This window comes from Kiloniellales bacterium (genome assembly GCA_030066685.1).
In the GTDB taxonomy this organism is placed as follows: domain Bacteria; phylum Pseudomonadota; class Alphaproteobacteria; order Kiloniellales; family JAKSBE01; genus JAKSBE01.
Window position 1 is genome coordinate 100,460 of the sequence record JASJBF010000019.1, and the last position, 25,176, is coordinate 125,635.

General features: G+C 68.7%; 29 protein-coding genes and 1 tRNA gene. 6 read left to right on the plus strand and 24 right to left on the minus strand.

Annotation, left to right across the window (positions count from 1 at the left end; genetic code table 11):
- Positions 1-84: 84 nt before the first annotated feature.
- A tRNA-Leu gene (locus QNJ30_12665) sits at positions 85-171 on the minus strand.
- A gap of 81 nt (positions 172-252) precedes the next feature.
- On the opposite strand from QNJ30_12665, the gene lipB reads away from it, so the two are divergent.
- From lipB to QNJ30_12680, 3 genes are all read left to right on the plus strand, one after another.
- Positions 253-945 (plus strand): lipoyl(octanoyl) transferase LipB, encoded by a 693-nt coding sequence (lipB, locus tag QNJ30_12670; protein ID MDJ0944317.1) that lies wholly within the window; start codon positions 253-255, stop codon positions 943-945.
- A 12-nt stretch (positions 946-957) separates the two neighbouring features.
- Positions 958-1,599: a glutathione S-transferase family protein gene (locus tag QNJ30_12675; GenBank protein ID MDJ0944318.1), complete on the plus strand. Its 642-nt coding sequence runs from the start codon at positions 958-960 to the stop codon at positions 1,597-1,599.
- Positions 1,600-1,691: 92 nt separating this feature from the next.
- Entirely contained in the window at positions 1,692-2,189 is a 498-nt protein-coding gene (locus QNJ30_12680; GenBank protein ID MDJ0944319.1) for a hypothetical protein, read from the plus strand.
- Positions 2,190-2,198: 9 nt separating this feature from the next.
- Here QNJ30_12680 and QNJ30_12685 read toward each other — a convergent pair whose 3' ends face one another.
- The 4 genes from QNJ30_12685 to QNJ30_12700 all read right to left on the minus strand — a co-directional run bounded on the left by QNJ30_12685 (position 2,199) and on the right by QNJ30_12700 (position 5,800).
- On the minus strand, positions 2,199-3,233 hold the full coding sequence (locus QNJ30_12685) for a permease (GenBank protein ID MDJ0944320.1): 1,035 nt from the start codon (positions 3,231-3,233) through the stop codon (positions 2,199-2,201).
- A gap of 35 nt (positions 3,234-3,268) precedes the next feature.
- Positions 3,269-3,709: an ArsI/CadI family heavy metal resistance metalloenzyme gene (locus QNJ30_12690; GenBank protein MDJ0944321.1), complete on the minus strand. Its 441-nt coding sequence runs from the start codon at positions 3,707-3,709 to the stop codon at positions 3,269-3,271.
- An 84-nt stretch (positions 3,710-3,793) separates the two neighbouring features.
- Complete coding sequence (locus QNJ30_12695; GenBank protein MDJ0944322.1) at positions 3,794-4,111, minus strand: metalloregulator ArsR/SmtB family transcription factor; 318 nt, start codon at positions 4,109-4,111, stop codon at positions 3,794-3,796.
- 99 nt (positions 4,112-4,210) lie between these two features.
- On the minus strand, positions 4,211-5,800 hold the full coding sequence (locus QNJ30_12700; protein ID MDJ0944323.1) for a Rieske 2Fe-2S domain-containing protein: 1,590 nt from the start codon (positions 5,798-5,800) through the stop codon (positions 4,211-4,213).
- A 102-nt stretch (positions 5,801-5,902) separates the two neighbouring features.
- On the opposite strand from QNJ30_12700, the gene QNJ30_12705 reads away from it, so the two are divergent.
- Positions 5,903-6,568, plus strand: a complete 666-nt coding sequence (locus QNJ30_12705) for a transcriptional regulator (protein ID MDJ0944324.1) — start codon at positions 5,903-5,905, stop codon at positions 6,566-6,568.
- A gap of 20 nt (positions 6,569-6,588) precedes the next feature.
- Here the strand turns inward: QNJ30_12705 and QNJ30_12710 are convergent, their stop codons facing one another.
- The 4 genes from QNJ30_12710 to QNJ30_12725 all read right to left on the minus strand — a co-directional run bounded on the left by QNJ30_12710 (position 6,589) and on the right by QNJ30_12725 (position 10,858).
- Positions 6,589-6,804, minus strand: coding sequence for a hypothetical protein (locus QNJ30_12710; GenBank protein MDJ0944325.1), 216 nt, complete (start codon positions 6,802-6,804; stop codon positions 6,589-6,591).
- Positions 6,805-7,019: 215 nt separating this feature from the next.
- The gene (locus QNJ30_12715) at positions 7,020-7,316 is read right to left on the minus strand and encodes an acylphosphatase (GenBank protein MDJ0944326.1); all 297 of its coding nucleotides are present in this window, start codon (positions 7,314-7,316) and stop codon (positions 7,020-7,022) included.
- Between the two features lie 23 nt (positions 7,317-7,339).
- Positions 7,340-9,310 (minus strand): acetyl/propionyl/methylcrotonyl-CoA carboxylase subunit alpha, encoded by a 1,971-nt coding sequence (locus QNJ30_12720; GenBank protein ID MDJ0944327.1) that lies wholly within the window; start codon positions 9,308-9,310, stop codon positions 7,340-7,342.
- Between the two features lie 15 nt (positions 9,311-9,325).
- Positions 9,326-10,858, minus strand: a complete 1,533-nt coding sequence (locus QNJ30_12725; GenBank protein ID MDJ0944328.1) for an acyl-CoA carboxylase subunit beta — start codon at positions 10,856-10,858, stop codon at positions 9,326-9,328.
- Positions 10,859-11,168: 310 nt separating this feature from the next.
- Between QNJ30_12725 and QNJ30_12730 the strand changes: the two genes are divergently transcribed.
- Positions 11,169-13,076 (plus strand): hypothetical protein, encoded by a 1,908-nt coding sequence (locus QNJ30_12730; GenBank protein MDJ0944329.1) that lies wholly within the window; start codon positions 11,169-11,171, stop codon positions 13,074-13,076.
- 34 nt (positions 13,077-13,110) lie between these two features.
- On the opposite strand, the gene QNJ30_12735 is transcribed toward QNJ30_12730, so the two are convergent.
- Entirely contained in the window at positions 13,111-13,458 is a 348-nt protein-coding gene (locus QNJ30_12735; GenBank protein ID MDJ0944330.1) for a VOC family protein, read from the minus strand.
- Between the two features lie 113 nt (positions 13,459-13,571).
- Here QNJ30_12735 and QNJ30_12740 point away from each other — a divergent pair, with 113 nt between their 5' ends.
- A complete protein-coding gene (locus QNJ30_12740) occupies positions 13,572-13,919 on the plus strand; it encodes a hypothetical protein (GenBank protein MDJ0944331.1) in 348 nt (115 codons plus the stop codon).
- Between the two features lie 16 nt (positions 13,920-13,935).
- Here the strand turns inward: QNJ30_12740 and QNJ30_12745 are convergent, their stop codons facing one another.
- The 14 genes from QNJ30_12745 to QNJ30_12810 form a co-directional block, all read right to left on the minus strand.
- Positions 13,936-14,835, minus strand: a complete 900-nt coding sequence (locus QNJ30_12745; protein ID MDJ0944332.1) for an aminotransferase class IV — start codon at positions 14,833-14,835, stop codon at positions 13,936-13,938.
- A 12-nt stretch (positions 14,836-14,847) separates the two neighbouring features.
- Positions 14,848-15,564, minus strand: a complete 717-nt coding sequence (locus QNJ30_12750) for an ATP12 family protein (GenBank protein MDJ0944333.1) — start codon at positions 15,562-15,564, stop codon at positions 14,848-14,850.
- On the minus strand, positions 15,561-16,259 hold the full coding sequence (locus QNJ30_12755) for an HAD-IA family hydrolase (protein MDJ0944334.1): 699 nt from the start codon (positions 16,257-16,259) through the stop codon (positions 15,561-15,563). Before QNJ30_12755 ends, QNJ30_12750 begins: the two co-directional genes overlap by 4 nt.
- A 143-nt stretch (positions 16,260-16,402) precedes the next feature.
- On the minus strand, positions 16,403-17,377 hold the full coding sequence (locus tag QNJ30_12760; GenBank protein ID MDJ0944335.1) for an RluA family pseudouridine synthase: 975 nt from the start codon (positions 17,375-17,377) through the stop codon (positions 16,403-16,405).
- The gene (gene crcB / locus QNJ30_12765) at positions 17,374-17,757 is read right to left on the minus strand and encodes a fluoride efflux transporter CrcB (GenBank protein ID MDJ0944336.1); all 384 of its coding nucleotides are present in this window, start codon (positions 17,755-17,757) and stop codon (positions 17,374-17,376) included. The genes QNJ30_12760 and crcB overlap by 4 nt, the downstream gene beginning before the upstream one ends.
- Before the next feature lie 92 nt (positions 17,758-17,849).
- Positions 17,850-18,515, minus strand: a complete 666-nt coding sequence (locus tag QNJ30_12770; protein MDJ0944337.1) for an isochorismatase family cysteine hydrolase — start codon at positions 18,513-18,515, stop codon at positions 17,850-17,852.
- Between the two features lie 149 nt (positions 18,516-18,664).
- The gene (locus QNJ30_12775) at positions 18,665-19,969 is read right to left on the minus strand and encodes a replication-associated recombination protein A (protein ID MDJ0944338.1); all 1,305 of its coding nucleotides are present in this window, start codon (positions 19,967-19,969) and stop codon (positions 18,665-18,667) included.
- A gap of 44 nt (positions 19,970-20,013) precedes the next feature.
- Entirely contained in the window at positions 20,014-21,396 is a 1,383-nt protein-coding gene (locus QNJ30_12780) for a DegQ family serine endoprotease (protein MDJ0944339.1), read from the minus strand.
- Between the two features lie 173 nt (positions 21,397-21,569).
- Entirely contained in the window at positions 21,570-21,998 is a 429-nt protein-coding gene (gene rplQ / locus QNJ30_12785; protein MDJ0944340.1) for a 50S ribosomal protein L17, read from the minus strand.
- 126 nt (positions 21,999-22,124) lie between these two features.
- Positions 22,125-23,141, minus strand: a complete 1,017-nt coding sequence (locus QNJ30_12790; protein MDJ0944341.1) for a DNA-directed RNA polymerase subunit alpha — start codon at positions 23,139-23,141, stop codon at positions 22,125-22,127.
- 125 nt (positions 23,142-23,266) lie between these two features.
- Positions 23,267-23,656: a 30S ribosomal protein S11 gene (gene rpsK / locus QNJ30_12795; protein ID MDJ0944342.1), complete on the minus strand. Its 390-nt coding sequence runs from the start codon at positions 23,654-23,656 to the stop codon at positions 23,267-23,269.
- Between the two features lie 9 nt (positions 23,657-23,665).
- A complete protein-coding gene (gene rpsM / locus QNJ30_12800) occupies positions 23,666-24,046 on the minus strand; it encodes a 30S ribosomal protein S13 (protein MDJ0944343.1) in 381 nt (126 codons plus the stop codon).
- A gap of 99 nt (positions 24,047-24,145) precedes the next feature.
- Positions 24,146-24,796, minus strand: coding sequence for an adenylate kinase (locus QNJ30_12805; protein ID MDJ0944344.1), 651 nt, complete (start codon positions 24,794-24,796; stop codon positions 24,146-24,148).
- Positions 24,793-25,176 (minus strand): preprotein translocase subunit SecY (locus QNJ30_12810; GenBank protein ID MDJ0944345.1); only part of this gene is annotated, 384 nt, incomplete at its 5' end. The genes QNJ30_12810 and QNJ30_12805, both read right to left, overlap by 4 nt.

Here is a 25,176-nt window from a genome sequence, read left to right on the forward strand (position 1 = left end):
CCTAGAAGATCAGCGGGGCTTTGCCGCCAAAAAACGCCCGAAAAAGCGAAAGCCCGCCGGATTTTTCCGCGGGCTTAGGTGCCTTGGTGCGGTCGAGAAGACTCGAACTTCCACGGGGTCACCCCCACAGCGCCCTCAACGCTGCGCGTCTACCAATTCCGCCACGACCGCAAAGACTTGGCACTGGCGTCGAACTCGCCTATGTGACGGGGGGAGATAGCAAATCAAGGGGTTGCGCGCAAGCGATCAACCATGCCGGAAACAGGGATTTGCACGGTCGAATGGCGTATCTCGGAGCGGCCGCAGGCCTATCCGGAGGCGGTCGCCGCCATGGAGGCGCGGGTCGCCGAGATCCGCGCCGGGCGGGCGCCCGAGCTGGTCTGGCTGCTCGAGCATCCGCCACTCTACACGGCGGGCACCAGCGCCGACGACGCCGACCTGATCGATCCGGGCCGCTTCCCGGTCTATCGCACGGGCCGGGGCGGCCAGTACACCTACCACGGTCCGGGGCAGCGGGTGGCCTACGTGATGCTCGACCTGCAGCGCCGCGGCGGCGACCTGCGCCGCTACGTCTGCGACCTCGAGGACTGGCTGATCCGCGCCCTGGGCCGCTTCAACGTCAAGGGCGAGCGCCGGGCGGGCCGGGTCGGCATTTGGATCGATCGAGAGTCAGGGCGCGAGGACAAGATCGCCGCCGTCGGCGTGCGGGTCCGTCGCTGGGTCACCTATCACGGCGTCGCCCTCAACGTCGAGCCGGACCTGAGCCACTTCGCGGGCATCGTGCCCTGCGGGGTTCGGGAGCACGGCGTCACCTCCCTGGTCGACCTTGGCCTGCCGGTCACCCTGGCCGACGTCGACGTGGCGCTGCGGGCCGCCTTCGAAGAGATCTTCGGCCTGGAGACCGCCATCGGCGGCCAGCCCTCCGACGAACCTGAAAAAGCGTAAGGAAAAGCTGCAATGCCGGACGAGCTGGTCTTCTACACCCATCCCATGTCCCGCGGCCGGATCGTGCGCTGGCTGCTGGAGGAGATTGGACAGCCCTACCGGACCGAGGTCCTCGGCTATGGCACCAGCATGAAGTCGCCGGCTTACCTGGCGATCAACCCCATGGGCAAGGTCCCGGCGATCCGTCACGGCGAGACGGTGGTGACCGAATGCGGCGCGATCTGCGCCTACCTGGCCGACGCCTTCCCCGAGGCCGGCCTCGCGCCGCCGCCCGGCGACCGCCTGCGCGGTCCCTACTATCGCTGGATGTTCTTCGCCGCCGGCCCGCTCGAGGCGGCGACAACCAACAAATCGCTCGGTGTCGAAGTGCCCGAGGACCGCCGGGGACAGGTCGGTTACGGCTCCCTCGCCGACGTGATGACGGCGCTGGAGTCCGCCGTCTCGGGTCGGGACTACGTCGTGGGTGAGCGCTTCACCGCCGCCGACGTCTACTTCGGCTCCCACATCGGCTGGGGCATGAAGTTCGGCACCCTCGAGCCGCGCCCGGCCTTCGAGGCCTACTGGGAGCGGATCAGCAGCCGGCCGGCTGCCCGACGCACGGAGGAAATCGACGATGCGTTGCTGGCAGCCCAGAAGGACCCGGCGTCGGACTAAGGACAGGGGCGTGACGTAGAGGACCTTCGCGCGTGATTCCAGTACCAGTCAAGCAGGCCTGCCAAGGATTCATCCAAGAGGAGTACCTGGAGTTGCTGGCGATCGTCGGCAACTTCGACGATCGCTTCCTGATCGTCAAAGGATGGTCGGTCACCTTCAGCCTCGCCACGCTCGCACTGGCATTTCAAAAGAGATCGAACGGCCTTCTCTTTGTCGCCGCGTTGAGCGCTTTGAGCTTCTGGGTCTTGGAAGCCTCGATGAAGGCCCATCAACTCGGATACTACCCGCGAATGCGTCAGATCGAGGTTCTGTGCAACGAAGATGGGAAGGCGGCACCGGGCGTGGACTGGGCCTGGGCGCAGGCCGAAGAGTTGCTGGAGGGACGCCAGTCGGAGATCGAAGGCCCAATGTCTCAGAGGCGCGAGGAGAACCTCCCGTTCAGCTTTCTCGGGCTGCATCTTTCGGTGTTGTGGTTTCCGCACGTCTTCCTGCCGCATCTGGTCACGCTCGCGGCCGCGGTCTTCTGCTTCTTCTGGTACCGAAAAGGGCGCCCGGTAACACCGCTCCCGACGAAAGGGAATGATCCCTGAACGACCGGTCTAGATCATCGCGACCGCCTGGTAGGCGAAGCCGACGAGCAGCGAGCCGATCAGGGCGACGGCCAGGTACCAGAGGAAGACGGGCCGCCGGACCAGGGCGAAGACCGCCATGGCCGCCGGAAGGCTGGTCACGCCGCCGGCCACCAGGAAGGCCAGGGCGGCGCCCGGGGCCATGCCCATGGCGATCAGCTCGCCGACCAGGGGGATGGCGGCGAAGCCGTTCAAGTAGGCGGGCACGCCGACGACCACCGCCAGCGGGATCGCCGTCCAGCCCTCGCCGCCAAGGTTGCGGGCGATGACCTCGGCCGGCAGCCAGGCGACCATCAGGCTCTCGATCGTGAAGGCCAGCAGCAGCCACTTGCTGAGGAAGATCCCGACCGACCAGGCCTCCGCCCTGAAGGCCCGGCGCCGCGGCGCCTCCCGCCAGAAGGCCCAGCGCAGCTCTTCGCCGCTCAGCTCGGGCGCGCAGCCGCTGCAGCCGGACCGCGGCCGCAACGGGTCCTCGAGAAGCGCGAGGCGCTGCAGGCCCAGGGTCGCGAAGCCGGCCAGCAGGCCGATCGAGACCGCCGCCAGGGTCTTGGCCAGGGTCAGGCCCAGGCCGACCGTCGCCGCCATGAGCACGAAGGTCTCGGGATCCATCAACGGCGAGGCGACCCAGAAGGCCATGACCGCCGGCAAGGGCATGCCGGCCGCCAGCAGCGCCGCGATCAGCGGCACCACCCCACAGGAGCAGAAGGGCGAGAGCGCGCCGAAGACCGCCGCGATGACGACCGCCTGGACCGGTGTCCGCGCCACCGAGCGGCCGATCAGCCGATCAGCACCGGCAGCCTTGAGCCAGGCGGCCAGGACCACCGAGAGCAGCAGGAAGGGCGCGATCCAGGTAAAGGCCTCGGCGGTGAAGGCCAGGCTCTCCCAGGCCTGCCCCGGCACCAGGGCCAGGAGCGCCAGGAACAGCAGGCCCAACGCCAGCCAGACCTGGTCCAAGCGCTGCCAGCGGCCGGCCAGGGAGTCCAGAGAGATCGAGAGGTCGGTCACAAGCGCGCCCGTCCTTCACATAGCGCTGCCGGACCTTAGCCGCAGCAGCCTTTCGTCTCTTCAGTCTTCGCGGACTTCAGCAGGTCCCGGGTCCGGGTATCGCTGCCGTAGTCCTCGATGATCTCGTGGGTCTTGAAGGTCTCCCAGGGAACGCCCTGGGGATCGCTGATCCAGAACTTGTCCTGGCGGGCATAGCAACACTGGTTGTTCTCGAGGAGGTCGACGCTCTGCCCGGCGTTCTTCAGGCGATCCGAGACCTCGGCGAGTTCCGCCTCGTCCTCGACCTGGATGCCCAGATGATCAACCCCGCGATCGGCCCCTTTCTGATCCAGCACGAAGTTGACCCGCGGGTCCTCCAGCATCCACTTCGCGTAGCCCTCGCGGCGGAGGCTCGGCTCGGCGCCGAAGAGCGTGGCGTAGAAGCGGATCGAGGTTTCCAGATCCTCGACCCCCAGGGAGATGTGCAAGCGCTTCATGACGTTGCTCCTGTGCTTTAAATCGATAGTTCCGGGATCATCGAAATGATTGCGCATGGCTGTGGCGGCGTCATCACGGATCCCCTAGCCGGCCTTCTTGCGCGCCGTCGGCACGCCGACCCCCGCGCAGCACTGCTCGGTCAGGAAGCCGACGAGCTCTTCCATCAGGGCGAAGTTCGGGGTGCAGCGCAGGACCCGGCTCTCCCGCTCCTGCCGGATCAAGCCGGCGTTGACCAGGTGCGAGAGGTGGTGCGACAGGGTCGAGGCCGGGATCTCCAGGTGCTCCTGGATCTCCCCGACCGCCAAGCCGTCCCGCCCTGCCCTGACGAGGAGTTGGAAGACCTCCAGGCGAACCGGGTTGCCCAGCTTGTCCAAACAGCGTGCGGCCTGTGTCAGTTCCATCCCCGAAAGATAGGCCACGACCGGACCGAAGTCAACGATATTTCCAGAAATATCGAAATTACAGGTCCTGCCATGACTGCGAATGTCCCGTGGCCGGCCTCAGTCCTCGATGGCGGTGAAGGCTGCGGCCTGGTAAGCGGTCCTGAGGCTGTGTTTGCGCTTAAGCGGCGAGTCCAGAAAACGCCGCGTGGCCGCCAGCAGGGTCGGCGCCCAGGCGGCGTCCGGGGCCGCGGCGACCTCCTCGCGGACGGCGGTCAGCAGCTTCACCAGGTGGCAGGACACGATGTACTCCGGCGCGCCGTGGTCGAGCAGCCGCGCGAAGGCGGCATCGAAGAAGGCCGTGCGATCGGACACCGCCCAGGCCTCGACCTCCAGCTCGGGATCGACGAAGCCGGTGTTGCGGCCCAGGAAGCAGGCCATCTGCAGGAGCCCTTGCGGCCAGAGCTCCGGATAGCGGCTGCAGAGGACGCGCACGGCGTTGCCGAAGGTGATGGCGTGGGTGAAGTCGAGCCAGCCGACGTTCTGCGAGATCGGCTGCTGGCAGCGGTCCTGGCGCGCCAGGTCGAAATGCAGCTGTTGCCAGGCGGCCGCGCCCAGCAGCGCATCGAAGAGCGCGTGCGGGTCGGCCGAGGCCTCCGAGGTCCGGGCCAGCGCCTGCGGCACCCCGAGGCCGGTTAGCTCGCGCGCCTCGATCGGGCGGTCGCCTTGGCCGTCCCAGTCCGCCAGCGCCCTGCCGTAGGCCCGAAACTCCGGGATCAGGTCCTCGCGCTGCGCATAGACCAGAGAGCGAAGGAGCGCCAGCAGCAAGGGCTCGGCCACGGACGGTCCCAGGCGCTCTATCAATTGACCGGTCTTATAGACATAGATCAGGGCGTGGCCGAAGTCCTGGTAGTGGGCCAGCGCGGCGGTGGCCAGCGGCCGCTCGAGGTCGCGGAAGGCCAGGCCCTCGGCCAGGGCGCCACGTAGCTGAGCGACCGCCGCCGCCTCGTCCTCGCGCTCGACCGCCTCGACCAGCGCCTCCGGGCTGTAGGCCTGCCGCCCCTCGGCATAGGGATAGGCGGGCTCGCGCAAGGTATCCCAGGCTAGGTTGCCGACCACCTCGACCAGGGGCACCAGGGCCGCGGGATCCTCCGGCTCGAGGCCGTCGCGCAGGGCCAGCCAGTCGGGCGCGGCGGCGTGGGCGTGGGTGGTGCCGAACTCGAGGCGGTCATGGGTCCAGTCGATGGCGCCGCGCAGGGCGTCGAGGGGATCGGCCCCGCTGCGCTGCAGGCGGGAGAGCTCGCGCGCCATCTGGTCGTATTCGTGGCGGCGGAAGGCGCCGCGCAGACCCGCCAGCGCTTTGGCGGCGCGCGCCGCGGGCGGCGGGTCGGCGACGTCGAGCCAGATCTCGTCGCCGCGGAGCACGACGGGATAACGCCGCAGGCTGTCGCCGCCGACCAGGGTCTCGCCGCTCTCCAGGTCGAACTTCCAGTTGTGCCAGTTGCAAGTCAGGACACAGCCCGCGGCCAGGCTGCCCTCCATCAGGGGATAGCCTTCGTGGGGGCAGCGGTTGTTGCAGGCGAAAACGCCCTTGTCGCCGTGGAACAGGGCGATCTGCTTGCGCCCGACCTTGATCAGGCGGCGACCCCGCGCCTTCAGAGCCTCCAGCGATCCGACGTGAACCAGCTGCGCCTCACCCTGGTCGGGCATGACTTTCCCCTTGTCGTGACGAGTTTCTAAAGATATCTCCTTATAAATTCACACTCTAGTATCCGGCCGCCGATTTAATCAAGAGAATTCTTTAGAAAGTCGATGCCAGCCGCCCCCAAGCCCCGACGTGCCGCCGAGACCCGGTCCCGCGAAGCCATCCTGGATATGTTGAAGCGCCGGGGTCCGCTGACCGCGACCGAGATTGCCGAAACCCTGGCCGTGACCGCGATGGCGGTACGCCAGCACCTTTACGCGCTGCAGGATGAGGCCCTGGTCGCCTACAGCGAGCAGCCGCGGCCGATCGGACGGCCGGCCAAGCTGTGGCGCCTGACCGAGGCGAGCGACCGCTTCTTCCCGGACGCCCACGCCGAACTGACCGTCGACTTGATCAAGGGGATCAGGGAAGCCTTCGGCGCCGAAGGGATGGACCGGCTGCTGGCGATCCGGACCCGGGACCAGATCGTCGCCTATCGACGCCGGATCGGGGGGCAGCGCTCCCTGGCCAAGCGGCTCGAGGCCCTGGCCGAGATTCGCAGCGAGGAAGGCTACATGGCCGAGGTCCGCAAGGCCGAGGACGGGACCTTCCTGCTGATCGAGAACCACTGCCCGGTCTGCCACGCGGCGGCCGCCTGCACCGGTCTCTGCGCCGCCGAGTTGAGCGTCTTCCAGGCGGTGCTGGGCCTGGAGGTCGAGGTCAGCCGCGGCGACCACATCCTGGCCGGCGCCCGCCGCTGCGCCTACCGCGTGGCGCCCACGGCGCGACGCTAGACTCCCGACCCGGCGCGCAGTCAGCCGGCCTTGCGTGGTTGCTCGCGCCTCGAATGGCCGCGCAGCCCGTCCAGCGCCACGACGTTGTCGAGCGCCTCGATCTGGCGCTCCGGAATGTCCGCGTAGCGGCTGCCGTCGTCGAGCCTGATCGCGTAGAGGCGCGCGTCGCCGTAGGTCTTGCCGATGATCGTCGCCGGGTAGCCGTGCCAGGTGACGCTCTGGTTCAGATGGAACATCTCTTGGGCTCCTTCGCGGGACCGAGCGGGACGCCGCAGGCGGTTTCCTCTGCCTCGACCCGTTCGAACTGGACATCTTCTGCGAAGGTGGACGCTCTCGGCCGTTCCTAAAGTGACAACTGTCACATTCGGCTCAAGGAATCGCGGCCGCGATCGAAAAACCCGATTGGTTCCCGTCGCGCGGCTGCGCCTGCATGACCTTCGGGAGAGGCCGCTCAGCGGTCGTAGCGCACCTCGAAGCCGGGATCGATCGGCCCGCCCCAGGCATCCAGCTCCAGGTTCGCGACCCGCGCCAGGCTTGGCCCCTGCCGGCAGGCGGCAAGCATGGCCTCGACCTGCTCTGCGGGACCGGCGAAGACCGCCTCGACAGTGCCATCGCGGCGGTTGCGGACCCAGCCCTGCAGGCCGCGCTCCTGCGCCTCCCAGACGACCCAGGCGCGAAAGCCGACGCCCTGGACCCGGCCGGTGACGGTCACGTGGACCGCTCTCTGCTCTGCATCTGGGGAGGTCATGCCCCGAGTATAAACCAAGCAGCCTAGCGGAACTCGACGATCTTCTGGTCAACCGCCAGGCTGTCGCCCGGCGCGGCGTGGAGCTTGGCGACGGTGCCGTCCTGCTCGGCGCGCAGCAGGTTCTCCATCTTCATGGCCTCGACCACGGCCAGCTCCTGGCCGGCCTTGACCTCCTGGCCCTCGGCCACCGCCAGGGAGACCAGCAGCCCCGGCATGGGCGACAGCAGGTACTTGGAGAGGTCGGGCGGTTGCTTCTTCGGCATGCGCCGTGCCAGCTCCGCCGTGTGCGGCCGCAGGACCAGGGCCTCGACGGCGAAGCCGCCGTGGGTCAAGTGCAGGCGCGGGCCCTTGCGGTCGACCTGGACCGTCACCGCCTCGCCGGCGATCCGACCCTGGAAGAGCGGCGCGCCGGGGTGCCAGTCGCCTTCGATGTCGATCTCCTCGCCGTCGGCGGTGACCAGGTGATGGCCCTCCCGTTCCTCGATGGTGACCGGGTGATGCTCGTCGTTGACCACGACGATCCACTCGCCGTAGTGCTCCAGCCCGCCGCGCCCGCCGGCATCGCGCAGCGCCAGGGTGCGGCGCACCAGGGCGGCCACGGCGAGCAAGCGATGCAGCAGGTCCTCGGCGACCTCGCTGCCAAGGTAGCCCTCCGGGAACTCCTCGGCGATGAAGTTGGTGGTCATGTCGCCGGCCCGGAAGCGCGGGTGCGCCAGCAGGGCCGAAAGGAAGGCCATGTTGTGGCCGATCCCGCGGACGTAGTAGGCGTCCAGCGCCCGGCGCATCTCCGCGATCGCCGCGTCGCGGGTCGGCCCGGTGGTCACCAGCTTGGCGATCATCGGGTCGTAGAACATCGAGATCTCGGCGCCCTCGACCACGCCGGTGTCGATGCGCACGGTCTCGCTGGCCGCCGGCTCGCGGTAGCGCACCAGGCGGCCGATCGAAGGCAGGAAGTTGCGCGCCGGGTCCTCTGCGTAGACCCGCGCCTCCAGCGACCAGCCCTCGAGCACGACTTCGTCCTGGTCGAAGGGCAGCGCCTCGCCGGCGGCGACCCGGATCATCAGCTCGACCAGGTCGAGGCCGGTCACCTGTTCGGTGACCGGGTGCTCGACCTGAAGGCGGGTGTTCATCTCCAGGAAGTAGAAGTTGCGGTCCTTGTCGACGATGAACTCGACCGTGCCGGCCGAGCGATAGCCGACCGCCCTCGCCAGGGCCACCGCCTGCTCGCCCATGGCCTTGCGGGTCGCGGCGTCGAGGAAGGGCGACGGCGCCTCCTCCAGGACCTTCTGGTGCCGGCGCTGGATCGAGCATTCGCGCTCGCCCAGGTAGACGCAGTTGCCCTGGCCGTCGGCCAGGACCTGGATCTCGATGTGGCGCGGCTCCTCGACGAACTTCTCGACGAAGACCCGGTCGTCGGCGAAGCTCGACTTGGCCTCGCTGCGCGCCGAGCGGAAGCCCTCGCGCGCCTCCTGGTCGTCGCGGGCGATGCGCATGCCCTTGCCGCCGCCGCCGGCCGAGGCCTTGATCATGACCGGATAGCCGATCTCGGCGGCGATGGCCGCGGCCTCGGCCTCGTCCTCGATCAGGCCCATGTGGCCGGGCACCGTCGAGACCCCGGACTCGGCCGCGATCTTCTTGGACTCGATCTTGTCGCCCATGGCGGCGATGGCCTTGGGCGGCGGCCCGATGAAGGTGACCCCGGCCTCGTCCAAGGCCTCGGCGAAGGCGGTGTTCTCCGACAGGAAGCCATAGCCCGGATGCACCGCCTCGGCCCCGGTGTCCGCGCAGGCCTCCAGGATCCGGTGAATGACCAGGTAGCTCTCGGCCGCCGCGGCCGGGCCCAGCAGCACCGCCTCATCCGCCATCTCGACGTGCGGCGCCCCGGCGTCGGCCTCGGAGTAGACGGCCACGGTCGGGATGCCCAGGCGACGGCAACTCCGCATCACCCGGCAGGCGATCTCGCCCCGATTGGCGATCAGGATCTTGTTGAACAACGCGCCCGCCCTCCCCTATAGCGGCAAGTTGTCGTGCTTCTTCCAGGGGTTCTCCAGCTCCTTGTCGCGCAGCATGGCCAGCGCCCGGCAGATCCGCAGGCGGCTGTTGTGCGGCATGATGACGTCGTCGATGAAGCCGCGGCTGGCGGCGACGAAGGGGTTGGCGAACTTCTGGCGGTACTCCTCGGTGCGGGCCTCGATCTTGGCCTCGTCGCCGGCGTCGGCCCGGAAGATGATCTCGACCGCGCCTTTGGGGCCCATGACCGCGATCTCGGCAGTCGGCCAGGCGTAGTTGACGTCGCCGCGGATGTGCTTGGAGCTCATGACGTCGTAAGCGCCGCCATAGGCCTTGCGGGTGATGACCGTGACCTTGGGCACCGTGGCCTCGGCAAAGGCGAAGAGCAGCTTGGCGCCGTGCTTGATGATGCCGCCGTACTCCTGGGCCGTGCCGGGCAGGAAGCCGGGCACGTCGACGAAGGTCACGATCGGGATGTTGAAGCAGTCGCAGAAGCGCACGAAGCGGGCCGCCTTGATCGAGGAGGCGATGTCCAGGCAGCCGGCCAGGACCATGGGCTGGTTGGCGACGATGCCCACCGTATGCCCCTCCATGCGCCCCAGGCCGATGATGATGTTGCCGGCGTGGCCTGGCTGCAGCTCGAAGAACTCGCCCTCGTCCAGCACCTTGGTGATCAGCTCCTTCATGTCGTAGGGCTTCTGGGCGTCGGGCGGGACCAGGGTGTCGAGGGAGAATTCTTGGCGGTCGGCGGGGTCCTCGGTCGGGCGGAAGGGCGTCGGCTCCCGGTTGGAGGCCGGCAGGAAATCGACGAAGCGGCGCAGCTCCAGCAGGGCCTCGATGTCGTTCTCGAAGGCGAGGTCCGCGACCCCCGACTTGGTCGTGTGGGTGACCGCGCCGCCCAGCTCTTCGTGGGTGACCTCCTCGTGGGTCACCGTCTTCACCACGTCGGGACCGGTGACGAACATGTAGGCGCTGTCCTTGACCATGAAGATGAAGTCGGTCATGGCCGGGGAATAGACCGCACCGCCGGCGCAGGGGCCCATGATCATCGAGATCTGCGGCACCACGCCCGAGGCCAGGACGTTGCGCTGGAAGACCTCGGCGTAGCCGGCCAGGGAGGCGACGCCCTCCTGGATCCGCGCGCCGCCGGAATCGTTGATCCCGATGACCGGCGCCCCGACCTGCAGGGCCTTGTCCATGATCTTGCAGATCTTCTCGGCGTGGGCCTCGGACAGCGAGCCGCCGAAGACCGTGAAGTCCTGGCTGAAGACGAAGACCAGGCGGCCGTTGATCGTGCCGTAGCCGGTGACCACGCCGTCGCCCGGGATACGGTTCTCGGCCATGCCGAAGTCGCTACAGCGGTGCTCGACGAACATGTCCCACTCTTCGAAGGAGCCCTCGTCGAGCAGAACCTCGATGCGCTCGCGCGCCGAGAGCTTGCCCTTCTTGTGCTGCGCCGCGATGCGCCGCTCGCCGCCGCCCAGCCGGGCCCCGGCCCGCTTCTCGTCGAGCTTGCGGATGATCTCCTGCATGCCTGTTCCCCTCGCCTCTCAGGTCCGCGCCCCGAGGCATGTTCTCATTGTTGCGGTGCAACGGGATAGCACGCGGGGGCCGGCCAAGCCAGCGGAGAGGCCGAGGGTCGCCGCCCGGCCCGGCGGCACGCCTTGCCGGATCCCAGAGTCCCATTCGGCGCCGAAAGGTCTACTTCCAATTGGGCATTCGCTATTCGGCCGGGGTGCTAGAATTCGAGCCAAAGGGGATTCGGGGCCTCGATCACGCCAAGCCGTTCGCGCTGTGCGCTCGGCCGAGGTGCCGAAAACGCCGAAGGCGAGGGGGGAAGCAATGCCGCAGATCGAGGACGGCCGGGCCGCCGGCCCGAAGGCCTGTGCTACGGCAAGCCGGCCGCGCTGGGCGACCTGGGTTCTGCTCGGACTCCTGACGGCTTGCGCGAGTCCGCACGACTACAAGTTCCCGATCGCGATGCCGGACAAGGACTACGAAGTTCACCGGGTCGCCGTCCAGGACTGTCGCTTCGGTGACGCCGATTCCGACGACGACCTCTATCCGGGATACCACGTCGAGAACCATATCCTCGAGGCGACCGAGCAGGGGGGCGTCAAGTACCGGGCACCCGGCAACGCGAGGAACGACTTCGATCTCGCCTTCAGTCGGATCTTCAACTGCTATCTGCGCTTTCGAAGCTGGGCCGAGGAGAAGGAATTCAAGCAGGTCCTGATCTACTTCAATGGCGGCCTCAATCCGCCGGGGACGGTGAAGGCGCAAGCGAAGAAGCAAGTCCCCAGCATGCTAAGGGACGGCTACTACCCGATCTTCCTGATCTGGCCGACCGGTCCTGTCGACACCTACCTCGAACAGGTCGCCTTCGTGCGCAACGGGACGCGGCAAAGCGACCCGCAGCTTCTCGGCGCGCCGCTCAACTTCGTCGGCGACCTCGGCCAAGGCCTGGCCCGCGCGCCGGTCAACTACCTCTCCCAGCTGTTCCGCGTCGCCGCCTCGACCAATCCCTTCGGGGACGCAGACAGGCGCGAGTTCTTGCTGGACCCCGTTATCTGCAAGGAGAACGGCTCGGACGGCGCTGTGGCCTCCGGCGACCAGGACTGCGATCGGGAGGAGACCGACGTTGGAAAGCTCGGCATCCAGGGCGGGACGGTGTCCGCCGAAAGGAACCTGATGACCGGAAAGGAGCCGGACCGCAAGCCGGGACTGGCCTTGCGGGACGTGCCCTACTACGGCCTCTTCGCGACCCGCTTCCTGTCCACGCCGATGATCGACGCGCTCGGCAAGACCATGTGGGAGAACATGGTCCGCCGCACCCGCACGACCATCCGCCGTCCCATCGAGTACGACATCAACCTCGCCGACAACCTGCCGTCGGAGGCCGGCAAGCTCCCCCGCGAAGATCGGGAATACCTGGTCCTGCAGGTCGAGGCGGAGAAGCGGCGCTTCCCCAACGGGATCGGCGCCTTCGCCAAGTTCTTCACCCTGCTGCAGTACTGCATCGCGTCGGAACCCACCGCCGAGGCGGGCGGCGCGCCGCCCGAATACCTTTGCCCGGACCACCTGGTCGGCGACGCACGACCGGTCTGGCGCGACATCGAGCTGACGGTCATCGGACACAGCATGGGCACGATCGTGATGAACGAGCTGATCCCGCTACATCCCGACCTGCCCTACAGAAACCTGGTCTTCATGGCCGCGGCGGCCAGCGTTCGCGACAGCGCCCGCGCCATGTCGCCGCTGATCATCGGCGCCAACGAAAAGACAGGGGAGACGACGCCCCTGCACTTCTACAACCTGATGCTCCATCCCAAGAACGACGCACTGGAACGGGTCGCCTTCGGCGCCGCGCCCTCCGGCAGCCTGCTGGCCTGGGTCGACGAGATGTACGAGGCGCCGAAGACGGCCATCGACCGCACCATGGGAAAGTGGCGCAACCTCAGGGCAACCCGGCACGTCTTCCTGAAGGCGGCGCGCGAGCACATGCTGTTTCGTGTCTTCGACTGGGCCGGCGATTGGGAGGGGGCGCAGGGCGATGCCGCCGCCTGCGAAGACGGGAGAGGCGATGGCACGAAGCACCCCCCGCCCTCCTGCTACCTGTCGCCGACGACGCACAGCGGCTTCAACGACGACGAAGCGCACTTCTGGTGCCCCTTCTTCTGGGGCGCCGACAAGGTCAGGTGGTGGGGGCCGGAGACCCCTTGGCCGGCCGGGGTCTGCCCCGCCGGTTGAGGCCGGATGACCCACCGCTACCGATCTTGGCGCCCTATCCTTCAGGCTTGGTGATCGGCTGGCCGAAGCCGAGGATGGTGCCGTTGGGGTCCTCGATCCAGAAGTCCCGCATGCCGTAGAACTGGTCGGTGATGGCCTCAGAGACGGTCACCCGGTCCTTGAGCTCGGCCCAGAGCGCGTCGATGTCGTCGACGTCGAAGTAGAGGTTGACCCCGGTCGCGGCCTCGCGCGGCAGGGCGCGCTGATTGATCATGATGTTGGTCCCGTCCCGCCGCAGCCAGGCCCAATTGATCGCGCCGTCTTCCTCGTAGGTGTTCACCACCTCGAAGCCGATGCCTTGGTACCAGGCGACCGTCGCGGCGGCATCAGCGACATTGAGCATCGGGGTCAATCTTTCGAACCTTGCTGACATCGCGACCTCGCTTTCCTGATCCCTGCCTTGGTCACCCGCGGTATCTTGGTCTCAGCTCGCATTACTTGGAAGCCGCTATTGCGATGGACTTCAGTTCCACCCAGAGAAACGAAATCCTGGCCGCCCTGCCAGAGACCGGCTGGCGCCTAAAGGAGCGGCAGCGTCCTGACGAATGGTGGGCCGACGAGCTTTGGACTTTGGAGTCGGTCTGGCGCCCGCAAGGCCGGAAGGCCTATCTGGTCTTCCTGGTCGATCCGATGTGGGGCGAGCCGCGCCGATTCGGCCAGGCTGTCTGGGCCGTTGCCGTCGGGGAGACGCAGCCTAAAGAACTGAGGGATCTGGACAGCAATCAGACCGTACCCATCCGGCCTCATTGGGAACGCGATCGAGATGACCTCTGGGCGCTGCTGCGCCGGCTTCACGACGACTGAAGGCGAGAGCTGGACCTCAAACCCGAACCGGCGTCGTCCAGGCCGGGTCCTCGTGCTTGGCCCAGTAGAGCTCGGTCAGCGCCCGGGTCACTGGGCCGGGGCGGCCGTCGCCGACCGGTCGGTCGTCGAGCCGGGTCAGGGGCATGATGCCGCCGGCGGTCGAGGTGATGAAGACCTCGTCGGCCGCGCGCAGGGCTTCGACCGGCAGCGCCGTCTCCTCGACCGGCAGGCCCAGTTCGGCGCAGAGCTCGATTGCGGTCATCCGGGTGATGCCTTCCAGCACGCCGCGGTCCGGGGTCGTCACCCGGCCCCCGGCGACGGCGAAGACGTTGAAGCCAGGCCCCTCCGCGGCGTTGCCCGCGCCGTCGGTGAGGATCACGTTCTCGGCGCCACGCTCGTAGGCCTCGAAGAGGCCGGCGACCAGGTCGAGCCAATGGTAGTTCTTGATCGTCGGGTCGACCGACTGGGGCGGGATCCGCTGGACCCGGCTGACCGCGACGTGCAGGCCGCGCTCGCGCGCCTCAGGCCGCAGGATCCAGCCGAAGGGGATGGCGAAGGCGATGAAGCGGTTGACCGCGTCGCGCGGATCCCGGCTGAAGGTCGGCGAGACCCCGCGAGTGCAGATCATCTCGACGTAGGCGTCCTCCAGGTCAGCGCGCTGCACGCACTGCCGAAGCACCTCGACCAGCTCGTCGCGGCCGAAGGGCAAAGACAGTCTGAGGCGTGTGACGGAGCGCTCGAAACGCTCCAGGTGCCGGTCCAGGCGGAAGAAGCGGCCGCGCCAGGTATGGACCACGTCGTAGGTCGCGTCCGAGCGCAGGAAGCCCCAGTCGAGCACCGAGATCTTGGCTTCCGACATGGGCAGGTAACGGCCGTCGAGATAGGCCACCCCCGGCGGATAGCGCGCCTCGGTCATGCCCCGACCCCGCTAGGCCTCGATCAGCCCGGCGAAGCGGGCCGCAGCGAAGAGGTCGGCGCGGCAAATCGCGCGCCGGCGGGTCGCCTCCGGGTCCTCGCCCCAGAGCTCGATCTGGTAGCTGGCGTCCAGCTCGGCGGCCTCGAAGGCGGCCTCCGGGTCCAAGCGGCCGCGCAGCAGCGCCAAGCCGATCACCAGGGACCCGGCTGCGGCCACGGCCACCGAGAGGGCGGCCAGGGCAAGGTCGTCCAGGCCCTCCACGGCGCGGCGCAGGGCTGCCAGGCTCTCCGGCGGCTGGGCCACGGCCAGGATGCCCGTGGTCGCCTGCAGAGGGGCCTCCAGCTCCTGGGCGGCCCAGTCGAGCAGGGGCTGCCAAGCCTCAGCCTGGCGCCGGACCAGCTCGGCAGGCGTATCGGCGCGATGGCATAGCAGGTCGGTCTCCGCGAAGCGCAGGATCTCCTTGACGATCTCGCCGCGCTGGCCCGCGACCCGGTCGAGTGCCGTGCAGGCGATGGACATCATCGGCATGGTCTCGGGATTGACCTGGTCGCCCTGGGCCTGCCACTCCGCGGCGATGGTCGTCGCCAGGGCCTCGACCGGCAGGACCAGGCGACCACCGGCGGGCGTGCGCAAGGTCCGGCCGTCAAGCTGGACCTCGAAGCCGTCCTCGGCCGCCGCCGCCCGCGCCTCCTTGTAGACGCGCTTACGCAAGCCGGGGCCGGCCGTCATCCCTGACGGTCCCGGCCCGGCTCCGGGAGGATCTCGGACAGCAGCGCCTCCAGCTCGTCGAAGGCCTCGACGATCCGGCTTGCGCCGGCGGCCAGAAGCTCCTCGGGCTCATGGTAGCCCCAGCCGACGCCGATCCCGAGAATCCCGGCCCGCCGCGCCATTTCCATGTCGAAGGTGGTATCGCCGACCATCAGGGTCGCCCGGCGCTCCACGCCGGCTTCGGCCATGGCCCGGGACAGCATCGCCGGGTCCGGCTTGCCGGGTCCGTCGTCGGCGGTCTGCAGGGTCACGAAGCGCTCGAGCAGACCGTGGCGCTGCAGCACCCTGCGCAGGCCGCTGCGGCCCTTGCCGGTGGCGATGCCGAGCAAGGTCTCGGGCCGATCGAGGGCGGCGAGCGTCTCCAGGGCCCCGGGGTAGAGCGGCTCCTCGTGGGCCGGATCGGCGTGCAGGTCCAGGAAAGCGTCGCGGTAACGGTCGGCAACTGCCTCGGCTTTGCAGGAGGCCGCGTCAGGCAAGAGACGGGCCACCGCCTCCTCCAGACTCAGGCCCACCACGCGCCGGACCGAGCGGGCTTCGGGTGGCGCAAAGCCGCTGCCCGAGAAGGCGGCGGACATGGCCTCGACGATAATGTGCTGGCTGTCGACCAGGGTTCCGTCGAGATCGAAGACGATCAGCCTCGGCTCTGGGCCTGCCACGGCGCCGTTCCTTGTTCCGAGCGCTTCGGCCGCATCCTGGGCGGCCGAAGGCGTCCTGCCTGGGGGAGCTGCGAAGTCCTGCCGGGACCATTCCAGCCTCTCCGCCATGCCTTGGCAAGCAGAGCTTGCGGGCCTGGGACGGCCTAGTCGAAGCCGCCCTCCGCCGTCTCGTCGAAGCCGAGCAGGGCCCAGGTCTCGGCCATGTGCGGCGGCAGCGGCGCCGCGACTTCAAGCCGGCCCCGGCCCGAAGGGTGCGGCAGGCTGATCGCCCGGGCGTGGAGGTGCAGGCGCTTGGGCAGGTCGCCGCCGGCCGCGAAGGCCTTGCGGCCGCCGTACTTGCCGTCGCCCAGGATCGGCGTGCCCAGGGCGGCGCAATGGGCCCTGAGCTGATGGGTGCGCCCGGTCAGCGGCATCAGGGCCAGCCAGGCCGCGGTCCGGCCCGCGGCGTCGACGACCCTGTAGCGGGTCACCGCCCGCCGGCCCTCGGCGGCGTCCTCGCGCATCTTCTCGCGGCCGGCGCCGCCGCCCTTGGCCAGGGCGAGGTCGATGCGGCCCTCGGGCGGCTCCGGGACCCCGACAACCGCCGCCCAGTAGAGCTTGCGGGCTTCCCGCGAGCGGAAGGCCTCGGCAAGGCGCCCGGCCGCCTCGCGGCTGCGGCCCAGGAGCAGGACCCCGCTGGTGTCCTTGTCGAGCCGGTGGACGAGGCGCGGCGGCTCGGCCGCCTCGAAGCGCAGGGCCTCCAGCATGGCGTCGAGGTGGCGGCTCTGCCCGGTCCCGCCCTGGACCGCCAAGCCCGCCGGCTTGTCGAGGACGATGACCCAGTCGTCGCGGTGCAGGACCGCGGCCTCCAGGGCCGCCCGGTCTCGCCGGCTGACCTCCGGCGCGACGCTCCGGGGCGAGGCCGGCGGCATCTCGACGGCCGGCGGGATGCGGATCGCCTGCCCCGGAGCGAGGCGCAGGCCCGCCTTGGCGCGGCGGCCGTCGACCCGAATCTGACCGGTGCGCAGCAGCTTCTCCAGGCGTCCGTGGGCCAGGCCCGGAAAGTGCCGGCGAAACCAGCGGTCAAGGCGCAGGTCGGCCTCGTCATCGGCGACGCTGAGGGTCCGCACGGCGCTCACGCCAGCAGGCTCCGCAGCAGGGCGAGGCCGAGGAAGAAGCCGCCGATCGAGAGGATCACCGAAGCGCCCACGTAAAGCGCCGCCTGCCCCAGGGCCCCGCGTTCGTAGAGCAGCGCCACGTCCAAGGAGAAGGTCGAGAAGGTGGTAAAGGCGCCGAGCACGCCGACGACGATCATGGCCCGCAGTTCCGGCGAAGGGCTCCAGACCAGCGCCAGGACTTCGGTCAGCGCCCCCAGGACGAAGGAACCGACGACGTTGACCACGATCGTGCCCAGCGGGAAGCCGGTGCCGAAGATCTGGCCCACGGCCGTGATCACGAGGTAGCGGCCGACTGCGCCGAGGGCACCGCCCGCGGCCACCGCCAAGAGGATCTTAACCAAGACTACCTCCCCTCGGCCCCCGAACGGATCTCGTTCCGGCGCCTCGGGTGGTGTAGCAAAGCCCTCCGCGGCAGGCCAGCCGCCAGCCGTGCTCAGGCTGCCTCGTCGTTCGGCGGCTCCGCCGCGACCCAGGACAGGCAGGCGCCGCTGTTCATCAGGTAGACACCGATCCGGCCGAGCTCGGTGACCGCCTCCTCGGAGGCCCCGGTCACCGCGTCGGGCGCCAGGATCACCCTCAGGTCCCGCGATCCCGCCTCGTAGACCGTGGAGCGGATGCTGGTCGAGAAATTGCAGCCGCAGAGCACCACGGTCGAGACCCCCAGCGCGCGCAGCTTCTCCTCCAAGGCCGTGCCGTGGAAAGCGCCCCAGCGCGGCTTGTAGATCAGCCATTCCTGCCGGCCGACCTGCTGCGGACTGCCCTCCAGGAGCGGCACCGGGTCCAGCCGGATCTCGGCGGAGGGCCTGACCTCCTCCAGGAGCTCGGCCCCCATGGTCCCCGGCATCAGGACCCTGAGCCCCTCCTCCACCGCCTTGCGCCGGAAGCTGTCGACGTTGGAGCCGTCCGGTCGGTAGAGCCGGACGGCATGGATGATCGGCAGGCCGGCGGCCCGGAAGCCCTGGACCAGGCGCTGGATGCCCGGCATCGCGGCCCCGACGCCCCGGGACCTCAGCGGCGAGCCGTTCTTGACGAAGTCACGCTGCAGATTGATGGTTATCAGCGCCGTCCGCGCCCGTTCGGGCGAGGTGTAATCGGGCATTGCAGTCCTCTGATTATAAAGGCTTGGCCGCGCCCTCCCCGCGGGGCGGCGGCGAGACCTTACCTCTTCTCGGGTAGGGAGCAACCGGCAAAGCTGCATGGCACCTGCGATGGAATCGCAGACCTGCCCGCGATCCGGGCAGCCGCCCGCTATTCGCCCTTCCCGCCCCCCTGCCGGCGGGCCCTGAGCTTGTCCCAGTAGTCCAGGCGCTTGCGGATCTCGCGCTCGAAGCCCCTGTCGGCCGGCTGGTAGAAGCGCTGGCGCGGCAGACCTTCGGGGAAGTAGTCCTGGCCGGAGAAGGCCTCGGGCGCGTCATGGTCGTAAGCATAGCCCTTGCCGTAGCCGAGGTCCTTCATCAGGCGGGTCGGCGCGTTAAGGATGTGCTGGGGCGGCATCAGGGAGCCGCTCTCACGCGCCGCCCGCATGGCCTGGCCCAGGGCCCGGTAGGCGGCGTTGGACTTGGGCGCCGTGCCCAAGTAGAGAACCGCCTGGGCCAGGGCCAGCTCGCCCTCCGGCGTTCCCAGGCGCTCGTACGCCTGCCAGGCGGCCAGGGTCTGCTCCAGAGCCCCCGGATCGGCCAGCCCGACGTCCTCGACGGCGAAGCGCAGCAGGCGGCGGGCGATGTAGTGCGGGTCCTCGCCACCGGCCAGCATCCGGGCCAGCCAGTAGAGCGCCGCGTCGCTGTCCGAGCCGCGCAGCGACTTGTGCAGGGCCGAGATCAGGTTGTAGTGGCTCTCCTGCCCCTTGTCGTAGACCGGCGCTCGCTTCTGCACCACCTCCGCCAGGCGGGCAGTGTCGAGCGGCGGGCCCTCGGGCAGGGCGTAGAGCTCCTCGGCCAGGTTGAGCAGATAGCGGCCGTCGCCGTCCGCCATGGCGATCAGGGCCGTGCGCGCTTCGGGCTCCAGCGCCAGGGGACCGCCACTCTCCCGCTCGGCCCGTTGCAGAAGCTCCTCCAGCGCGGCCTCGTCCAGGCGGCGCAGGACGTAGACCTGGGCCCGGGACAGCAGGGCGGCGTTCAGCTCGAAGGAGGGGTTCTCGGTCGTCGCCCCGACCAGAATCACCGTGCCGTCCTCGACGTAGGGCAGAAAACCGTCCTGCTGGGCCCGGTTGAAGCGGTGGATCTCGTCGATGAACAGCAGGGTGCCCTGGCCCATCTGGCGCCGCTCCTTGGCGGCGGCGAAGACCTTGCGCAGGTCGGCCACGCCCGAGAAGACCGCCGAAAGCGGCTCGAAGACCAGGTCGGTCCGCTCGGCCAGGAGGCGAGCGATGGTGGTCTTACCGCAGCCCGGCGGTCCCCAGAGCACCATCGAGGCCAGGCGGCCCTGGGCGAGCATCCGGCCGATCGGCGCCTCGGGGCCGAGCAGATGGTTCTGGCCGACGACCTCGGACAGTTCTTTGGGCCGCAACCGGTCCGCCAGGGGCCGCGGCGCTTGGGCCTCGAACAGACCGTTCACTTCGTTTCCTGCCGCGTGTTGCCGCTGGTTCCCGCCGGCCGGCCTCAGGCCTCGATCCGGACCACCTTGACCCGTCCCTCGCGGCGGAACTTGATGGACCAGGAATCGCTGCTCTCGACGAGGCGCATCAGGTCGAGGGTCGTGCCGACCTCGGCCTCATTGATCGAAAGGATAACGTCCCCCGGCTTGAAGCGGAACCGCCGGGCCGGCGAGCCGCGCTTGATCTCGGTCAGGATCACCCCCGCCCAGGCGCCGGGCAGATCGAGCTCTTCGGCCAGGGCCGGCGAGAGGTTTGCGGCCACCGCGCCGCTCAGGGGATGGCGGCCGCGCAGCAGGCGCGCTTCGCGCGGCGGCGTCTCCGGCGGCGCCATCAGCGGCAGCTGCATCCGCGCCTTGCTCCGGTCCCGCCAGACCTCCAGGGGCACGTCCCCGCCAGGCACCTCGGTCGCGACGCGGAAGCGCAGCGAGGTGACGTCGTTGACGGTCTGGTCGTCGACCGTGACCACCACGTCGCCGACCATGAGGCCGGCCTGCTCGGCCGGGCCGCCGGGATAGAGCTGGTTGACCAGCACGCCGCCCGGCCGCGGCAGGCCGAAGCCCTCGGCCAGCTCCGCGGTCAGGGTCTGGCCGACGAAGCCGAGCCAAGGCCGAACGATCCGGCCGTCACCCTTGGCGCTGGCGACCACCGAGCGGACCATGTCGGAGGGGATCGCGAAGCCGATGCCGATCGATCCGCCGCTGCGCGAGAAGATCGCCGTGTTGATGCCGACCAGCCGTCCGTCCATGGTCACCAGGGCGCCGCCCGAGTTGCCGGGATTGATCGCGGCGTCGGTCTGGATGAAGAAGCTGTAATCGGAGATGCCGGCCTGGGTCCGCGCGAGAGCCGAGACGATCCCGCTGGTCACCGTCTGGCCGACGCCGAAGGGGTTGCCGATCGCCAGCACCAGGTCGCCGACCTCCAGCTCGTCGGAATCGCGGAGCGCGACCACCGGCAGCCGCTCCTGCGCCGGCTCGATGCGCAGAATCGCCAGGTCGGTGCGCTCGTCGCTGAGCACCAGCTCGGCCGGGTATTCGCGCAGGTCCGACAGCACGACTCGGATCTCGTCGGCGCCTTCGACGACGTGGTGGTTGGTGACGACCAAGCCCTCGTCGTCGACGATCACGCCCGACCCGAGGGAGTTCTGCACCCGCTCCCGGGGCCGCCCCAGAAAGCCGAAGTCGTCGCCGAAGAAGCGCCGGAACATGGGATCGTTGAACAGCGGCGCGACCGCCCGCTGGCGCACGACCTTCTTGGTGTAGATGTTGACCACGGCCGGCGCCGCCTTCTTGACCACCGGCGCGAAGCTCAACATGACCTCGTCGCGCGAGCTCGGCACCGCCCGCTCCTGCGCCTGGGCTTGGCCCAGCATCGCAAGGGCCAGCAACATGACGAAACCCTTCGACGCGATGTTTCCTCGGACTCGCATGGATGTCATCTAGTCATACCTGGTCGAAGCGTCAAATCACGCCATCCTGATCGCCAAAGCAAACACGGCAGCTTCCGGTGCGGAAGCTGCCGCGCTATGTCCTCTCGGCGCGAGGCCGGATCGGGCGACCGACCCTAGGCCTCGGCCTCAGTCTCCTCGACCTCTTGCTCCTGGGTCGGGCCGGAGTCCTGGCCCTTGGCCTCGGGATCGCGGTCGACCAGCTCGATCACCGCCATGGGCGCCATGTCGCCGTAGCGGAAGCCGGCCTTGAGCACCCGGGTGTAGCCGCCCGGACGGTCCTTGTAGCGCGTCGCCAGCTCGTCGAAGAGCTTGGCCGTGATCTTGCGGTCGCGCAGCATCGAAAGGGCCTGCCGTCGGGCGTGGAGGTCGCCGCGCTTGCCCAGGGTGATCAGGCGGTCCACGACGCGCCGCAGGTCCTTGGCCTTTGGCAGGGTGGTCTTGATCTGCTCGTGCTTCACCAGCGCCGCCGCCATGTTGGCGAACATGGCCTGCCGGTGCGGGCTCGACCGGTTGAACTTCCGGCCGCTCATGCCGTGCCGCATCGTGGCTCCTCCTCATCATCCTGGCCTCGCGCACGAGACCGATTTCAGGGCCCGCCGCCGCGTCCCGCCCCTGGGGGCGGGCTCGTGTACGGCGGGTGATCGTCGGGACGCGGCCCGATCGGCCGCTCAGTAGGGCTCCTCGAGCTTCTTGACCATCTCCTCGATGTTCTCGGGCGGCCAAGTGGGGATCTCCATCCCCAGGTGGAGGCCCATCTGCGAGAGGACCTCCTTGATCTCGTTCAGCGACTTGCGGCCGAAGTTCGGGGTCCGCAGCATCTCGGCCTCGCTCTTCTGGACCAGGTCGCCGATGTAGACGATGTTGTCGTTCTTCAGGCAGTTGGCCGACCGGACCGAGAGCTCGAGCTCGTCCACCTTGCGCAGCAGGTTGCGGTTGAAGGGCGGCTCGCTTGGCCGCTCCTCGACCTCCCGCACGCTGGGCTCCTCGAAGTTGATGAAGAGCTGCAGCTGGTCTTGCAGAATCCTGGCTGCCAGGGCCACCGCGTCCTCGGGCGTGACCGCGCCGTTGGTCTCGACCTCCATGGTCAGCTTGTCGTAGTCGGTGACCTGACCGACGCGGGTGTTGTCGACCTTGTAGGCGACCTTGCGCACCGGCGAAAAGACGGCGTCGACCGGGATCAGGCCGATCGGGGCATCCTCGGGGCGATTCTGTGTCCCCGGCACATAGCCCTTGCCGGATTCGACGGTCAGCTCCATATCCAGCCTCGCACCGTCGTCAAGGGTGCAGATGACGAGTTCCGGGTTCATGACCTCGATGTCATGCCCGGTCTCGATCTGGCCGGCGGATACCTCGCCGGGGCCCTCGGCGCGCAGGCGCATACGCTTCGGTCCTTCGCCGTGCATGCGCAGGGCGATCGACTTGACGTTGAGCACGATGTCGGTGACGTCCTCCCGGACCCCGGGGATCGAGGAGAACTCATGGAGCACCCCGTCGACCTGGATCGAGGTCACCGCGGCACCCTGCAGCGACGACAGCAGCACGCGACGCAGGGCATTGCCCAGGGTCAGGCCGAAGCCGCGCTCGAGCGGGTCGGCGACCACCTTGGCCAGGCGATCCGGATCGGCGCCCGGCTGGATGTCGAGCTTGTTGGGCTTGATCAGTTCTGTCCAGTTCTTCTGCAGCACGGCTGCACCCTCGTGTCTAGCAGGCGGAAATACATGCGACGCCTTGCCCGCGCCGCCCGGCCGCTGGGCCTATCCCGTCGACCGGCAGATTCTCTTCGGGTTGCCGTGGGCCCGCGGCAGCCGCGTCAGACGCGGCGGCGCTTGGGCGGCCGGCAGCCGTTGTGCGGGATCGGCGTCACGTCCCGAATGGCCGTGATCGTGAAGCCGATCGCCTGCAGGGCCCGAAGCGCGGATTCGCGGCCCGAGCCAGGCCCCTTGACGTTGACCTCCAGGGTCTTCATCCCGTGCTCCTGCGCCTTGCGCCCGGCGTCCTCGCCGGCCATCTGCGCGGCGTAGGGCGTGGATTTCCGCGAGCCCTTGAAGCCCTGCCCCCCTGCCGAAGACCAGGAGATCGCGTTGCCCTGGACGTCGGTGATGGTGATGATGGTGTTGTTGAAGGTCGCGTTCACGTGCGCGATGCCCGAGGTGATGTTCTTGCGCTCGCGACGACGCAAACGCGGTTGAGCCTTAGCCATTTCGGAGCCCTACTTCTTCGCTGCTTTTTTCTTGCCCGCGATGGCCCGCGCCGGGCCCTTGCGCGTGCGGGCGTTGGTGTTGGTCCGCTGGCCCCGGACCGGCAGGCCCTTGCGATGCCGGAGACCGCGGTAGCAGCCCAGATCCATGAGGCGCTTGATGTTCATCGCGACCTCTCGGCGCAGGTCGCCCTCCACGCTGTAGTCGCGGTCGATGGTCTCGCGGATGCGCACGACCTCGTCGTCGGTCAGCTCGTTGACCCGCCGCTCGGCCGGAATCCCGACCTTCTCGCAGATCTCCGCGGCCTTGGTATTGCCGATTCCATGGATGTAGGTCAGCCCGATCAGGACGCGTTTCTGAGTCGGGATGTTGACGCCAGCTATGCGAGCCACGCCGCGTTACTCCTTAGATATATGGACATGCGCAAAGGCCGCGGCCGCGCTGGCGTCGGGGACGCAGGATTATAGGTCCCGGGATCGGCGAGTCAATACTCATGCCCGGCCCAAAACCTCCTCTATCTGGCGGGTGACCTCGTCGATATCGGCCATCCCGTCGACGCCCTGCAGCACGCCGGCCCGCGCGTAGTAGGGCAGGATCGGCGCCGTCTGGGCGTGGTAGGCCTCCAGTCGGGCTCGTACGGTCGCCTCGTTGTCGTCGTCGCGGCGGCGGAACTCGGTCCCGCCGCAGTTGTCGCAGACGCCCTCGACCTTCGGCCGCTGGAACTCGTCGTGGTATCCCGCCCCGCAAGCGATGCAGGAAAACCGTCCGGTGATCCGGCCAACCAAGGCCTCTTCGTCGACCTCGAGCTGGATCACCCGGTCGAGCTTTAGGCCCTTTTTTGCCAGCATCTCGTCCAGGGATTCCGCCTGGGCGGCGGTCCGCGGAAAGCCGTCCAGGATGAAGCCGTCCTCGCAATCCGGCTCGTCGATGCGATCCGAGATCATCTGCACCATCAGGTCATCGGGCATCAGCTTGCCGGCGTCCATGACCGCCTTCGCTTCCTCGCCCAGCGGGCTGCCCGAGGCGACCAGGGCGCGCAGCATGTCGCCGGTCGAGAGCTGGACCAGATGATGGCGCTCCTCCAACCGCTTCGCCTGCGTCCCCTTGCCCGCCCCCGGCGGCCCAAGAAGAATCACGTTCAACCTCGCCTCCCCCGAAGCTTGGCCTTCTTGATGAGGCCTTCGTATTGATGTGCGAGCAGATGCGAGTGGATCTGCCCGACGGTGTCCATGGTCACCGAGACCACGATCAGCAGGCTGGTACCGCCGAAGTAGAAGGGCACGGCGTACTCTGCGATCAGCAGTTCCGGCAGCAGGCAGACCAGCGCCAGGTAGGCGGCGCCGACCACGGTCAGGCGGACCTGGAGGTAGTTCAGGTACTCCGCCGTGTTGGCCCCGGGCCGGATGCCCGGGATGAAGCCGCCGTGCTTCTTCAGGTTGTCCGCGGTGTCCGCCGGGTTGAAGACGATCGAGGTGTAGAAGAAGCAGAAGAACACGATCATCGCGACGTAGATCACGAGGTA

What these genes read in the sequence shown, in the direction of transcription:
- lipB (MDJ0944317.1), top strand. Translation starts at nt 253, where the DNA reads ATGCCGGAAACAGGGATTTGCACGGTCGAATGGCGTATCTCGGAGCGG.
- QNJ30_12675 (MDJ0944318.1), top strand. Translation starts at nt 958, where the DNA reads ATGCCGGACGAGCTGGTCTTCTACACCCATCCCATGTCCCGCGGCCGG.
- QNJ30_12690 (MDJ0944321.1), bottom strand. Translation starts at nt 3,709, where the DNA reads ATGAAGCGCTTGCACATCTCCCTGGGGGTCGAGGATCTGGAAACCTCG.
- QNJ30_12695 (MDJ0944322.1), bottom strand. Translation starts at nt 4,111, where the DNA reads ATGGAACTGACACAGGCCGCACGCTGTTTGGACAAGCTGGGCAACCCG.
- QNJ30_12700 (MDJ0944323.1), bottom strand. Translation starts at nt 5,800, where the DNA reads ATGCCCGACCAGGGTGAGGCGCAGCTGGTTCACGTCGGATCGCTGGAG.
- QNJ30_12705 (MDJ0944324.1), top strand. Translation starts at nt 5,903, where the DNA reads ATGCCAGCCGCCCCCAAGCCCCGACGTGCCGCCGAGACCCGGTCCCGC.
- QNJ30_12710 (MDJ0944325.1), bottom strand. Translation starts at nt 6,804, where the DNA reads ATGTTCCATCTGAACCAGAGCGTCACCTGGCACGGCTACCCGGCGACG.
- QNJ30_12715 (MDJ0944326.1), bottom strand. Translation starts at nt 7,316, where the DNA reads ATGACCTCCCCAGATGCAGAGCAGAGAGCGGTCCACGTGACCGTCACC.
- QNJ30_12725 (MDJ0944328.1), bottom strand. Translation starts at nt 10,858, where the DNA reads ATGCAGGAGATCATCCGCAAGCTCGACGAGAAGCGGGCCGGGGCCCGG.
- QNJ30_12730 (MDJ0944329.1), top strand. Translation starts at nt 11,169, where the DNA reads ATGCCGCAGATCGAGGACGGCCGGGCCGCCGGCCCGAAGGCCTGTGCT.
- QNJ30_12735 (MDJ0944330.1), bottom strand. Translation starts at nt 13,458, where the DNA reads ATGCTCAATGTCGCTGATGCCGCCGCGACGGTCGCCTGGTACCAAGGC.
- QNJ30_12740 (MDJ0944331.1), top strand. Translation starts at nt 13,572, where the DNA reads ATGGACTTCAGTTCCACCCAGAGAAACGAAATCCTGGCCGCCCTGCCA.
- QNJ30_12745 (MDJ0944332.1), bottom strand. Translation starts at nt 14,835, where the DNA reads ATGACCGAGGCGCGCTATCCGCCGGGGGTGGCCTATCTCGACGGCCGT.
- QNJ30_12750 (MDJ0944333.1), bottom strand. Translation starts at nt 15,564, where the DNA reads ATGACGGCCGGCCCCGGCTTGCGTAAGCGCGTCTACAAGGAGGCGCGG.
- QNJ30_12770 (MDJ0944337.1), bottom strand. Translation starts at nt 18,515, where the DNA reads ATGCCCGATTACACCTCGCCCGAACGGGCGCGGACGGCGCTGATAACC.
- QNJ30_12780 (MDJ0944339.1), bottom strand. Translation starts at nt 21,396, where the DNA reads ATGTTGCTGGCCCTTGCGATGCTGGGCCAAGCCCAGGCGCAGGAGCGG.
- rplQ (MDJ0944340.1), bottom strand. Translation starts at nt 21,998, where the DNA reads ATGCGGCACGGCATGAGCGGCCGGAAGTTCAACCGGTCGAGCCCGCAC.
- rpsK (MDJ0944342.1), bottom strand. Translation starts at nt 23,656, where the DNA reads ATGGCTAAGGCTCAACCGCGTTTGCGTCGTCGCGAGCGCAAGAACATC.